Source organism: Candidatus Hydrogenedentota bacterium (genome assembly GCA_035416745.1).
Lineage (GTDB): Bacteria > Hydrogenedentota > Hydrogenedentia > Hydrogenedentales > SLHB01 > UBA2224.
In genome coordinates, this window is sequence record DAOLNV010000003.1 from 50,255 (window position 1) to 63,017 (window position 12,763).

At 59.2% G+C, this 12,763-nt stretch carries 10 protein-coding genes; 4 read left to right on the forward strand and 6 right to left on the reverse strand.

All coding sequences use genetic code 11. The features are described from left to right. The first annotated feature begins 557 nt into the window (after positions 1 to 557). From PLJ71_02130 to PLJ71_02145, 4 genes are all read left to right on the forward strand, one after another. Entirely contained in the window at positions 558 to 2,018 is a 1,461-nt protein-coding gene (locus PLJ71_02130) for an aminotransferase class III-fold pyridoxal phosphate-dependent enzyme (GenBank protein HQM47451.1), read from the forward strand. Positions 2,019 to 2,031: 13 nt separating this feature from the next. Next, a complete protein-coding gene (locus PLJ71_02135) occupies positions 2,032 to 2,730 on the forward strand; it encodes a class II aldolase/adducin family protein (protein HQM47452.1) in 699 nt (232 codons plus the stop codon). A gap of 67 nt (positions 2,731 to 2,797) precedes the next feature. Further along, positions 2,798 to 4,393: an FGGY-family carbohydrate kinase gene (locus PLJ71_02140; GenBank protein HQM47453.1), complete on the forward strand. Its 1,596-nt coding sequence runs from the start codon at positions 2,798 to 2,800 to the stop codon at positions 4,391 to 4,393. Positions 4,394 to 4,507: 114 nt separating this feature from the next. Then, on the forward strand, positions 4,508 to 6,361 hold the full coding sequence (locus tag PLJ71_02145; protein ID HQM47454.1) for a metallophosphoesterase: 1,854 nt from the start codon (positions 4,508 to 4,510) through the stop codon (positions 6,359 to 6,361). A 28-nt stretch (positions 6,362 to 6,389) separates the two neighbouring features. On the opposite strand, the gene PLJ71_02150 is transcribed toward PLJ71_02145, so the two are convergent. From PLJ71_02150 to PLJ71_02175, 6 genes are all read right to left on the reverse strand, one after another. After that, entirely contained in the window at positions 6,390 to 7,289 is a 900-nt protein-coding gene (locus PLJ71_02150) for a DUF1559 domain-containing protein (protein HQM47455.1), read from the reverse strand. A gap of 328 nt (positions 7,290 to 7,617) precedes the next feature. Further along, positions 7,618 to 8,625 (reverse strand): uroporphyrinogen decarboxylase family protein, encoded by a 1,008-nt coding sequence (locus tag PLJ71_02155; protein ID HQM47456.1) that lies wholly within the window; start codon positions 8,623 to 8,625, stop codon positions 7,618 to 7,620. A gap of 162 nt (positions 8,626 to 8,787) precedes the next feature. Beyond that, positions 8,788 to 9,780: a prepilin-type N-terminal cleavage/methylation domain-containing protein gene (locus PLJ71_02160; GenBank protein ID HQM47457.1), complete on the reverse strand. Its 993-nt coding sequence runs from the start codon at positions 9,778 to 9,780 to the stop codon at positions 8,788 to 8,790. Between the two features lie 157 nt (positions 9,781 to 9,937). Continuing rightward, positions 9,938 to 10,348, reverse strand: coding sequence for a hypothetical protein (locus PLJ71_02165; protein HQM47458.1), 411 nt, complete (start codon positions 10,346 to 10,348; stop codon positions 9,938 to 9,940). 162 nt (positions 10,349 to 10,510) lie between these two features. Next, the gene (locus PLJ71_02170) at positions 10,511 to 11,503 is read right to left on the reverse strand and encodes a DUF1559 domain-containing protein (protein ID HQM47459.1); all 993 of its coding nucleotides are present in this window, start codon (positions 11,501 to 11,503) and stop codon (positions 10,511 to 10,513) included. A gap of 430 nt (positions 11,504 to 11,933) precedes the next feature. Next, a complete protein-coding gene (locus PLJ71_02175; GenBank protein ID HQM47460.1) occupies positions 11,934 to 12,746 on the reverse strand; it encodes a prolyl oligopeptidase family serine peptidase in 813 nt (270 codons plus the stop codon). Positions 12,747 to 12,763 lie beyond the last annotated feature (17 nt).

Genomic DNA, 12,763 nt, shown 5'->3' on the forward strand with positions numbered 1-12,763 from the left:
TCGTACCGGAGCAACTCCGTCATCTTCATCCCAGCACCCTCCCAGGATTCCCGCACCGTGGGCAGTATACTGAAAATATAATCAGATGTCAAGGGGTGTGGAGTTCGGCGTCCGAGTGGGCGGGAAACCTCTGCGGAGGCGACTCTGCGAAACGAAGGTGAATTATTTGGCAAGGGGGGTATGCTGTAAGCTATTTACATAAAAAGATTTATGGGCAATGTCTGAAATCCGGGGCTGTTTCGCGCCGTTGGCGCTGCAATACGGGGAAGTATAGAGTGTTCGGCGGACTGTGGCCTGTCGAGCAAACGACAAAAGGGACAAAAGGGACACAAGGGACGGAAGGCACGGCAAAAGGGCAGGGCGCTTGGGGGAACTGAAGGACGCAGGGCGGACGAAAGGGACGGCGTGTGGGCGGCGCGCTTGGTGAGGCCAGTGCGGCTCTGCGATGGAAATTCCTCATCGATGTCACGCTGTTCGTAGTGCAACGTGAAGAATGCAATGCTCTTCTGCGATACTGAGGCCGGTTTCGGAGGATGGCACTGAAAGGGGATGGATTGATGGCGGAACGTAATGAGGTGATTTCGCATTGGCCCGACGCAGATGTGCTGGTGGAAAAGGCCCGGCGCCTGATCGATGCGCCGGCGTATACCGTAAATGCGGCCAGGATGGCGGAGTATCTGGCGTATTTCGATGCCCGGTGCCCGAAATCGAAGGCGGCCACGGCGGAGGCTGCCGGACTGATCCCCGGGGGGGTCCAGCACAATCTTGCGTTCAATTATCCCTTTCCCTTGAGCATCCGGAAGGCCGAGGGCGCTTATCTCTGGGACGTCGACGGCAACCGGTACATTGATTTTCTCCAGGCGGGCGGACCCACGGTGCTCGGGAGCAACTATGCGCCTGTGCGCGACGCGGTCATTGGGGTTCTGCGTGAGTCGGGACCCGTCACGGGCCTCTTCCATCAGTACGAACTTGAGCTGGCCAGACTCATCAACCGGCACATGCCGTCGGTCGAGATGTTCCGGATGCTTGCCAGCGGGTCCGAGGGGTGCATGGCCGCGATTCGCGCCGCGCGCAACTTCACGGGCAAGAAGAAGATCATCAAGATGGGCGGGGCGTATCACGGCTGGAGCGACCAGTTGGTGTTCGGGACGCGCATCCCGGGCACGGGGCCCTTTGAGGCTTCCGGGATTCCGGAAGAATGCCTCAAGCATACCCAGGAGTTTTTCCCCAACGATCTTGACGGTGAGAACGGTCTCGCGGCGCTGTTGGAGAAGAACAAGAACGATGGCGGCACCGCGGCGGTGCTCATCGAGCCCGTAGGCCCTGAGAGCGGCAGCCGGCCGCTGTCTCGGGACTTCAACCAGCGGGTGCACGGGCTCTGCGATGCGTATGGCGCGCTGCTCATTTTCGATGAAGTCGTTACCGGGTTCCGGTTGGGCCTTGGCGGCGCACAGGGGTACTTTGGCGTGAAGCCCGACCTCACCGTTTTCGGGAAATGCGTGGCGGGCGGCTATCCCGGCGCCGGCGGCGTCGGCGGGCGTAAGGATGTAATGTCGACGTTTGCCTCGGGTATCGGTTCGGAACAGCAGCGGACCCTTGTGGGCGGCACACTTTCCGCCAATCCGTTGAGTTGTGCGGCGGGGTACCACGCTCTTCTCGAGATGGAACGCACGGGGGCGTCCGCGCTGGCGGCCCGCGCCGGCGACCGCCTTTGCCAGAAACTCGAGGATGTCATCGCTTCGCTCGGCGCGCCGTTCTTTGTTTACAATTACGGTTCGATCGTGCATCTCAATACCCACGGGGTGCTGTTGGTGGATATCTCTGATCCGCAGGGGTTGTTCAAGATTCTGCAGCGCAAGGAAATCGCCAAGCAGATCGGGGCGGCGTACACCGCCGAGGGCATTATCACCCTTGCTGGAAGCCGTCTTTACACCAGCATGGCCGATACGGACGAGGTAATCGACCAGGCGGTCCAGGGCTTCGCGCGGGTTCTAGAAAGCTGCGAACCGGTTGCGTGACGGGAGGAATCGGGTGAGTACATATGCGCCATATAAAGAACGCGTTCTGGACGCCAGCCAACAGCTGTGGCGGGACGGATACTTCGGCACAAAGCACGGCAGCGGCGGCAACGTGTCGGTTCTGATCGACGGCGAAGATGCCGTCGCCGTGACCCCGTCGGGCAGGAACTACGGTGAGATGACCGCCGCCGACATCTGCATCGTCGACTTTGAGCAGCGCCGCATCGAAGGCGCGTTAGACCCTTCCGTGGAGACGGGCATGCATCTGGCGGTTTACAGGGAACGCCCCGACGTCAGCGCGGTTATTCATACCCACCAGCCCTATGCCAGCATCTTCGCCGTATTGAACGAGTCCATTCCGCTCCTTTTTGACGAAGTTGCCGTGGCTATCGGCCCCGAGATTGCGGTTTGTCCCTACGGACTTTCGGGCAGCCCCGAGCTTCTGCGGAACGTGGTGGGCAAGCTATCCAACCGGTGCCATTGTTACCTGCTTCAGAACCACGGGGCCTTATGCATCGGGCCGGACCTGGAGCGTGCGCTCTATTTTGCTGAAGTGCTCGAGAAGACCGCCAGGATTTATTATCGCGCGCTGGCGACGGGAATGCAGATACATGCCCTGCCGGACGGGCTTCCGCAAGCCCTTTTCCAGTTCACGAAAAGCAGGCAGGACGCCGAGATCGCGCGGAAAGAGAAACTGCGTCAGTCAATGTGAACGTTGCTCATACGGTTGCATGCCGCGCCTCGAGGGGAACGCGCTGTCTGGGCCACAGGGGAGATTCATGGCGGCCAAAGAGTGTATTCTGGCCATAGACTTGGGGACTTCCGGCTGTAAAGCTGCCCTCGTCGACATGACGGGAAAGGTCCTTGCCTGGGAGTTCCAGGCAGTGCCTGTTTTCCTGCTTCCAGACGGCGGCGCCGAGCAGAATCCCGAGGATTGGTGGCAGGCGCTGGTCCACACCTCGCGCGCGCTCGTACAGCGGGGCGTAGTTTCTCCGTCCGCGATTCTCGCCATCTGTTGCAGTACGCAGGGCGAGTGTACGGTGGCGGTAGACGCGCAGGGCAAGCCCCTGATGAACGCCATCTTGTGGATGGACTCGCGCGGGGCGCGCTATCTCGATAAACTGACCGGAGGATTCATCCGCATTGCCGGATACGGCGCGCTCAAGCTGATTCGCTGGGTGCGCCTCACAGGCGGCGCGCCCGCGATGTCGGGAAAGGACCCGGCGGCCCACATGCTCTTCGTCAAACACGCGTGCCCTGCCGTGTATGCGAAGACCCACAAGTTCCTGAGCGCCCTCGACTACCTGAATCTGCGGCTGACCGGGCGTTACGTGACAACTTTCGATTCGGTTCTCACGTCGTGGGTCACCGACAACCGGGACCCCTCCAATATCCGGTACCATGCAGGCCTGGTCAGAGACAGCGGGATCGGGCCGGAGAGGTTCCCCGACATCGTGCCCTGTACGGAGGTCCTTGGTCCGGTAGCTGCTGAATTCGCGGACGCCGTTGGCCTTGGCGGGCACACCCAGGTGGTTGCCGGCGCGATTGACACCAGTGCCGCCGCCGTAGGGGCGGGGGCCGTACGCGATTACCAGGCGCATCTTTACGTGGGCACGTCGTCGTGGCTGGCCGCTCATGTGCCATTCAAAAAGACCGACATTCTTGCGTCGCTGGCGTCCGTACCGTGCGCGGTTCCTGCCCGCTACCTCCTCATCGCGCTGCAGGCGACGGCGGGCGGCAATCTCGCGTATTTGCGCGACACCTTCTTTTTCGGCAACGACGCCCTGGCAAACGGTCCCGCGCCGGCCGACGCGTACGACCGCATGTGCGCCTTGGCCGAAACCTCGCCGCCGGGCAGCAAGGGCCTGCTCTACACGCCTTGGATCTACGGCGAGCGGTGTCCGGTCGAGAACCGGTCCGTCCGCGCGGGTTTTCACAACTTGTCGCTGGACCACAGCCGGGGGGATATCGTCCGGTCTGTTCTCGAAGGCATCGCGCTGAACACGCGGTGGATGTTGGGACCCTTCGAGAAGAATCTGGGCCGAAAAACGGAGGCGATCCATATCGTGGGCGGGGGCGCGAATTCGGAGCTCTGGTGCCAGATCTTCGCCGACGTGCTCGGGCGGCCTATTCGCCAGCTCGCGGAACCTATCCAGGCCAATGTTCGCGGCGCGGCGTTTATCGGGGCGGCTGGGCTTGGCGCGTGCCGGCTTGAGAACGTACACGAACTGGTCAGATTCCGGCGGACCTATGAGCCTCGGCGCGATACGAGCCCCACGTATGACCGGCTGTTTCAAGAATTCCGCGAAGTCTACCGCAAGAATCACGCGATCCATGCCCGGCTGAACGAGTATTTTGCCCGGAAGGGCGCGTAGGAATTTCGGGGACACAATACTCAATTGCCCTGGGGTGGACCGCTCTTTCCGTCTCTATTCCTTGCCCGCATACAGAGAATTAAGTATTGTGTCCCCAAAAACAGGAGAAGAGGCATGCCGTTATTTTCCGCACGCCGTATTACCGTGATTGTGTTGGGCGTCTTGTTTGTGGCGAGTGCTGCGTTCCCTCAACAGTCTCCAAGGCCTCAGCAATATCCCCTTCTCGAAGGGCAATGGCCGGCTTCAGATGGCGGTAAGTTCAGTTTTGTGATTCTGGGAGACAAAACGAGCGGGGGAGAGGGGCAATGGCCGGTTTTCGACCGGGCTGTAGAGGCCATTAACCTGCTCGAACCCGATTTTGTGATCACGGTCGGCGATCATATCCCTGGCCACATGCAGGAACGCGCGCAATGGGAGGCCGAATGGGCCGAATACCTCGAACATGCCCGGCGGCTGGATGCGCCGCAGTATCTGACCCCCGGCAACCACGACATCGCCAATACCGAATGCTACGGTTTCTGGAAGGAGGATTTCGGCCGCACCTACTACGCTTTCGACTACAAGGGCTGCCATTTCCTGGTGCTCAACACCGAAGAGGAGCGTTTTGACGGCCGGGGACCGGTCTGGAACGCCATGATGACGTTTGCGGAACAGGACCTCGGCGCTCACAGCCAGTCGCGGCACACCTTCATCTTCTTTCACAAGCCGATGTGGGACGATCCGCGCTACGAGAATGACATGAAGCGGCTCGAGCAGGCGCTGGGCTCCCGGCCGTACACGATTATTGCGGGTCACGAGCACTATCTCATGTCCGAGCGTCGCAACGGCCGCCTCTACGTGATCCAAAGCGCTACGGGCGGCGGCATCGACGTGAGCGGCGTGCCCGAATTCGGCGCGTTTCACGCATTCGGCTGCGTCACGGTCGACGGCAATGATGTGACGTATGCCGTCGTGCAGCCCGCCGGGCCCGTCCTGCCCGTGGATACCGCTCCCGCATGGTTTCGAAAGGCGGTCGCCCGGAACGTCCTCACATGGGACGCTCTCGAGCCGCCGGTGCGCGACGGAGACACGGTGCTCGTTCGCACCGTCGCCCGTTTTGCCAATCCCTTCGAAAAGAGCATCAGCATCAGCGCCACGGTGTCTTCGCTCGACGAATTCATGTGGGAACCCGTGCTCGAGAACAACGCGCGGTGGCGGCTCGACGGCGGCAACCTGGTTACGGAAGTGCCATTGGAGCCCACCAAGGACGCCGCCCTCGAAATCACGTTTCGCACGGTGCGGGAACATCTGTCGTATCCGCCGAGGTACGCTTTTCGCGTGCGGTACGGGGAGGGCTGGCTTAACGGGGAAAGCTATCCCATGGAGCAGGAGAATGTCATACCCGCCTATCCGGCGGAAACGCTGCGCAGCGTGCCCGAGTGGCAGGTTATCGGACCGTTTCCGCTGGGCGATATCGATACCAGCAAGCTTCCGGGCGACCCCGCCGCGGCCAACCCGAACTTTTTCCGCGAGTTCGGGCCGGAGCGGGGGTACGACCCGGACCGCGAGTATCCCGGCGGTTTGCGCTGGCAGAAGGTGGCCAGTCAAGGCCGGGGGCTTCTGAACTTCAACGCGCTCCTGGGGACGCAGGACCTTGCGCTGGCGTATGCCTTGTGCGGCGTGTATTCGCCCCGGGCGCAAGCGACCCATCTGGTGATGTATTCGGACAATTTCTCGTATGCGATGCTGAACGGCGAGATCATTCACGAGGGGCAGGATTTCGGCGCCCCCGGAGGCTTCACCTACGTGCCGCTCAACCTCAGGGAAGGTTGGAATACCCTCATCGTGAAGCTCATCAACAATCGCGGGGACTGGTTTCTGCGCGTGCTCGCAGCTGACCCCGCCAAGAATCTGAATTTCGGGGACACAATACTCAATTCAATGGACGGCGGGACGGGGATAACAGGAAATATGCCCCGGAAACAATAAAGTATTGTGTCCCCGAAAATGCAGCGACTCAAATGCCGGCGAGTTCGCCAATTACCGCCCATCCCCGCGAGCAGGGTGTCTGACTGGGATAACGAAGGAACTCTACGTGGCCGTCCATGTACAGCACATTGGCGCCGCCTGGAACGTGGTTGAATTGTGAAGCGTCGGTCGGCACGCCGTCGGACATGATCCAGACTTCGCTCTGCGCCAGAGCGCTGGACGCAGGGTTGTTGATGTCTGTGATCATGAAGCGCTCAATGCCTTCCCTCAGCCGGTACACGGTGACTTTGCCGGTCGTATCGGTGATATCACTCTCCAGAACGCCCGGGCTCGCGGGGTCCGTGACAGGGTATGACCCCTGCATCTGCCCGAGAATATCAACGGCTTCCGGCCTCAGATACGTGAGAATTGTGGCCAATTCAATAGCCCCATCGTTCTGCTGAGCGGGATCAACATAAAGAACGATGTCGGAAATCGCCCAACCGAGATAGATGTAGGAACCGTCCGAGAACCGGCAGGGGTTGATTCCTTGTTCGGGGTCATGGAAGAAATTGTAGCGGCCGCTGTCGAATTCACGCTGGCCCTGTGCGTCCGACGGGCAATTCAGGATGTTCACATCGGTCAAGTATTCGGGGTACACCGATGGGCCGTTAAAGATCATCTCCATGTTTGTCCGCGGGCCGCAATCCAACGGCTGGGTAGCCGCTGCATCGCCTTCCCACAGCGTGATCGAGGGGTATTTCTCTCCTTTGGACTCGTTAGCGTACATTTTGAACACGAGTCCCATCTGCTTGAGGTTGTTTGCGCAACTTGCGCGGCGTGCAGCTTCCCGGGCACGCGCGAGCGCGGGCAACAGAATCGCCGCCAGAATGCCGATGATCGCGATAACAACCAGAAGCTCAATCAGCGTAAAACCCTTTCTATGCATTGTTCTCGCTCCTTTTTGAATTATGCCTTCCGTGGATGCCCGCAGACGACGATGCCGAACCGTGCGGACTTCCCTTTCCTCAAAACATGATTTCAGCACATTGGTCCTTCTTATCAGGGAATTCCTAACCGAGTGTTTTGCCGAAAACCTCCTCTCTGCATGTAGGACGCCGCCTTCGCGTCCCCGAAGTGTGCCTCTTTTCTCGCGGAATCCCTTCCACACGAGGCATTGTCAGCCTTGACCCCTCTCCGGATCGACAATATAGACCCCATCCCGAGCATGTCAACAGAATTGTTGCAGCTATCACTCTGGGGACGCGGCGACTGTATCAGCCGGCGTTTTGTGGAGGGTCTTGCGGAGATTCCCGCGCCAACGTGCGCGCGGTCTCGAGCATGGCGGCAACCTTGGGCTCGTCGGCCAGGATTCGCAGGGTGAACATGATGCTCTCGGGGCCGCAGGCGGAGTAGGCGCGGTACAGGTCCTGCAACGCTTCGGCGCTGTTGTTGTCGACCTGCCAGGCTAGAATCCGCGCCATGAAGGGCACGGGGCATTGTTCACGAAGAAGCCACGGCGTTACATATTGGTCGGCCGAGGGGTCGAAGAACTCGATATTGAGGTCTTTCAGGTAGGGCAGATGTTCAGGCCGCAACAACTCGCTGTGCAGATGCCTCCGCTTTGCCCGCCGGCCCGTGTACACCCGCTCCCAATACGGCATTACGAACTCTTCGAAGAGCGGCGGCGGGAACATCCCCGCGAAATCGTCAGCGATCCCCCCTACTTCCGGCGGACTCGCAATCCCGAAATGCCGCTCGGCCTCTTCGTGGAACGCCAGCCCGCTGTCCACGCAAAAACTCAACAGTGCATGGGCCCGGCCGGGGTCGATATACGGGAGAACGAAAAAATCCGGTCCCATCAGCAATGCCGCGGTCGTCACTGGTCCTTCCGGATACGCGTTGACGGTCCGCACCGCGTCCGGGCGCCGTTCGAGAAGAGCCTCGAGCGTACGCAACCGCTGGGGAATCACGCCCCTCGACATGTACTCGTGAGGCGCTTTCAAACGGTCGACGTCCTCGGGCGTTTTCAGGAGCGGTACAACGTTTGGCTCCGACCCCGGCGCGAACACGACCCTCGCGCCAAGGGCCGACACGTGGCAATAGAGGAATCCGCCCAACCTGGGCGGGGGCGGGGCCAACCCCAATCGCTCGGCTACCGGAGCAATCGCGTCGTAGGCCGTGCAGATCGCGTCCGCATCGCGGTGCAGGGCGTCCAACGGAATGTCCCCCGCTTCCGCGATCGCCGAATCGGCAATGTGACATGTATAGGGTTGGATACGCATTTCGGGGACACAATACTCAATTGTGCTTATGCGAGCAATAGGACCAGGAGACCACGAATTGCTGTCGGAAGCATGATTGAGTATTGTGTCCCCGAAATTATAGGAAAACCCCCGAAGAGATATTCCCTCGGGGGTTCTTTCCGCCTCAAATTGAGACCGGTCCTATCCGGCAAGGCCGACGGTTGCAGCCAGCGCCCGACTTCCAAAAGTCTTACCGGGATACCGTTCAAACTGGACGTGCCCGTCCAAGTACAGGATATTCACGCCTCCCGGTACATGATTAAACTGCGAGACGTCGGTCGAAACCAGGTCGGCCATGATGGGAAGTTCGCTCTGAGCCATGGCGGACCCTGCGGGATTATTGATATCGGTGACGAAGAACCGCTCAATACCTTCGCGAAGCCGGTAGATCGTATTGCTGTTGCCGTTACCGTACCCCTTGTTTAGCACCAGCGGCCCAACTGGTGTCGCCTGAACGGCAGCGCCATTGAGGTCGATGTCTCCGTCAGCATACGCGAAATTGCCGTCCTCGTCAAAGGAGAGCAGGCAAGCCGCCACCTGTAACGAGATAAAACCGGTGCCCATGCCAACGCTGGCGAGATCAAGGTCTTCACGGTCGCTCTTATCCAGCGCAAAACCCACATAGTAGTAGCTTTCGTCGGCTCCAGGAGCCCCCGCTGCTACGTCTCCGAGCACATCGATGTTGTATTGATCGCACGCTACGGCCAGGATGCTCTCGCCCGTGGCGGGATTCTCGAAGACAGGCGGGTCCGCCTCCGAGGGGCAAATCAGGATATTGTGGTCAGTGAGGTACTCGGGATAGACTTGTGGGATGAAGAACGAGAAATAGGTAGCTGCGTTGTTGCCTGGAAGCACCGTCCATTGGCTGCTATGCAGGCCCGCCGCCAGGCCGGCTTCACAGTCAATTGCGGGTTGATAATCAAATGCCGCAATGGTCGGATATCGTTCTCCTTTGCTTTCGTTCGCGTACATCTTCAAGACAAGGCCCAACTGCTTCAAGTTATTGGCGCAGCTCGCGCGGCGCGCGGCTTCGCGTGCGCGGGCAAGCGCGGGCAGGAGTATCGCCGCCAATATGCCGATAATCGCTATGACGACAAGCAATTCAATCAGTGTGAAACCCTTGCGTTTAGACATTTCGATTTCCTCCGTTAACTTTTGAGACCCTACCCTTGCGGGATGCAGATTCTTTCAGGAGTACGTTGTCTTTGCCTTGCTCACCTCCTTGCATTTCGTCCCATGTCTGCTTCAATGGTATTTCATAGAAACCCAACTGTCAAGTACACAAATAATTTTATGAAAAAAAGGAATAATGTAAATGAGCAGATAAGACGCACACATTCGGGCGCCGTTCGAGAAGAGCCTCGAGCGTACGCAACCGCTGGGGAATCACGCCCCTCGACATGTACTCGTGAGGCGCTTTCAAACGGTCGACGTCCTCGGGCGTTTTCAGGAGCGGTACAACGTTTGGCTCCGACCCCGGCGCGAACACGACCCTCGCGCCAAGGGCCGACACGTGGCAATAGAGGAATCCGCCCAACCTGGGCGGGGGCGGGGCCAACCCCAATCGCTCGGCTACCGGAGCAATCGCGTCGTAGGCCGTGCAGATCGCGTCCGCATCGCGGTGCAGGGCGTCCAACGGAATGTCCCCCGCTTCCGCGATCGCCGAATCGGCAATGTGACATGTATAGGGTTGGATACGCATTTCGGGGACACAATACTCAATTGTGCTTATGCGAGCAATAGGACCAGGAGACCACGAATTGCTGTCGGAAGCATGATTGAGTATTGTGTCCCCGAAATTATAGGAAAACCCCCGAAGAGATATTCCCTCGGGGGTTCTTTCCGCCTCAAATTGAGACCGGTCCTATCCGGCAAGGCCGACGGTTGCAGCCAGCGCCCGACTTCCAAAAGTCTTACCGGGATACCGTTCAAACTGGACGTGCCCGTCCAAGTACAGGATATTCACGCCTCCCGGTACATGATTAAACTGCGAGACGTCGGTCGAAACCAGGTCGGCCATGATGGGAAGTTCGCTCTGAGCCATGGCGGACCCTGCGGGATTATTGATATCGGTGACGAAGAACCGCTCAATACCTTCGCGAAGCCGGTAGATCGTATTGCTGTTGCCGTTACCGTACCCCTTGTTTAGCACCAGCGGCCCAACTGGTGTCGCCTGAACGGCAGCGCCATTGAGGTCGATGTCTCCGTCAGCATACGCGAAATTGCCGTCCTCGTCAAAGGAGAGCAGGCAAGCCGCCACCTGTAACGAGATAAAACCGGTGCCCATGCCAACGCTGGCGAGATCAAGGTCTTCACGGTCGCTCTTATCCAGCGCAAAACCCACATAGTAGTAGCTTTCGTCGGCTCCAGGAGCCCCCGCTGCTACGTCTCCGAGCACATCGATGTTGTATTGATCGCACGCTACGGCCAGGATGCTCTCGCCCGTGGCGGGATTCTCGAAGACAGGCGGGTCCGCCTCCGAGGGGCAAATCAGGATATTGTGGTCAGTGAGGTACTCGGGATAGACTTGTGGGATGAAGAACGAGAAATAGGTAGCTGCGTTGTTGCCTGGAAGCACCGTCCATTGGCTGCTATGCAGGCCCGCCGCCAGGCCGGCTTCACAGTCAATTGCGGGTTGATAATCAAATGCCGCAATGGTCGGATATCGTTCTCCTTTGCTTTCGTTCGCGTACATCTTCAAGACAAGGCCCAACTGCTTCAAGTTATTGGCGCAGCTCGCGCGGCGCGCGGCTTCGCGTGCACGGGCAAGAGCAGGCAACAGAATGGCCGCAAGAATGCCGATGATCGCAATTACGACAAGCAGCTCAATAAGCGTAAATCCGCGTTTTGTATGCATGTTAAAAGCCTCCATAATCCCTTTGGTTCAGAAGTCCCTAGAAACATAGATACTTAGCACAAGTTCACGGGGAAAATACTAGACTTCAGCCGCTGTCACCCCCCTTCACGCCGTCTGCTTGAGCCCACGGTAGTCATTTGCCCTACTTGGAAGATTGCCAAATACCCGATCCAATACCAATGATAGTACGGACTCGACCTTTAGTCAAGAGCCTTCTGGGGAAGGGGCCTGCTTCGTAAGTAATTGATTGTGATTGGCTTCGAAAAGGGCATTATTCTAGTTTTTATCGATCACGGATGGTGTGCTATCGAGGGGCGAGTCTTACGAGGCTCGGGATTGGCCTGCGCGGGTCCGGCGCCTTGGCGAGCGGAGGTTATCGGTTACTTCAAGGCACGAGCCCAGACGTTCTTGCGTGGGATGAGACCGCTCCTCATCTGTTCTGGGCCTGGCCAGTATGTTTCAGGATGAAGTCAACGATGGGTTTGGGGTCCACGAGGCTGTGGGGGTGGTGGGCGCATCCTTCCTTGATGATGACCGTGATATCGCCCCCGAGCGCCCGGTAGCGTTCGGCCAGGATGGCGGTGTTCTCGTCGACGGGCACGTCCACATCGGCGCCGCCGCACACGTGCAGCAGGGGGATCCTGGCCTTCGCGAGGGGTTCGAGATGGTCGATGGGGTTGCCCTTGAACGATGCGGCTTCTTCCTCCGTGATGCCGTACGCTTTGAGGCACGCCTCCCACTCGGGCGGGTTGCCCGTGCCTTTGCCCTTGCCGCCAGGCCAGCTCCGGATATCGCACACCGGGGCGTCCGCGTAAATGCATGCCACCTTGTCGGGATTCCTGGCTGCCCAGTTGTAGATGATGAGTCCTCCGCGGCTCATGCCCTCGAGGGCCACTTTCCGTGCGAAACCGTGCTCTTCCGTGAGGAACTTGTAGAAAGCGTCCCAGTGTTTGACCGCTTCGGGATTCCCAAACAGGCCAGCAACGTCGCAATAGACCAGATGGAAGCCTTTCTCGAGGAGGGCGAGGTCGGTCTGAGGCTCGTGTCCCCAGAAGCGCGCGCGCCATATCCAGGGATTTCCGGGCGCTGGGGTCTTTGGGGGGACGACGTAGCAGGTCCGCCCGTCGTATTGAAACGTGTACTGGACGTAGCCGTGCCATTCGGATTTCTCGCCGGGAAACGGGTTATCGGCGCCTGTACTAACGGCCTGCACCAGGAGCATCGAGAAAGCCAACGCTACCATGTCGTCACTCCTTTGGA

Excerpts from the sequence above, each read along its gene's own strand:
- PLJ71_02130 (HQM47451.1), top strand. The coding sequence starts at position 558 with ATGGCGGAACGTAATGAGGTGATTTCGCATTGGCCCGACGCAGATGTG.
- PLJ71_02140 (HQM47453.1), top strand. The coding sequence starts at position 2,798 with ATGGCGGCCAAAGAGTGTATTCTGGCCATAGACTTGGGGACTTCCGGC.
- PLJ71_02145 (HQM47454.1), top strand. The coding sequence starts at position 4,508 with ATGCCGTTATTTTCCGCACGCCGTATTACCGTGATTGTGTTGGGCGTC.
- PLJ71_02150 (HQM47455.1), bottom strand. The coding sequence starts at position 7,289 with ATGCATAGAAAGGGTTTTACGCTGATTGAGCTTCTGGTTGTTATCGCG.
- PLJ71_02155 (HQM47456.1), bottom strand. The coding sequence starts at position 8,625 with ATGCGTATCCAACCCTATACATGTCACATTGCCGATTCGGCGATCGCG.
- PLJ71_02160 (HQM47457.1), bottom strand. The coding sequence starts at position 9,780 with ATGTCTAAACGCAAGGGTTTCACACTGATTGAATTGCTTGTCGTCATA.
- PLJ71_02165 (HQM47458.1), bottom strand. The coding sequence starts at position 10,348 with ATGCGTATCCAACCCTATACATGTCACATTGCCGATTCGGCGATCGCG.
- PLJ71_02170 (HQM47459.1), bottom strand. The coding sequence starts at position 11,503 with ATGCATACAAAACGCGGATTTACGCTTATTGAGCTGCTTGTCGTAATT.
- PLJ71_02175 (HQM47460.1), bottom strand. The coding sequence starts at position 12,746 with ATGGTAGCGTTGGCTTTCTCGATGCTCCTGGTGCAGGCCGTTAGTACA.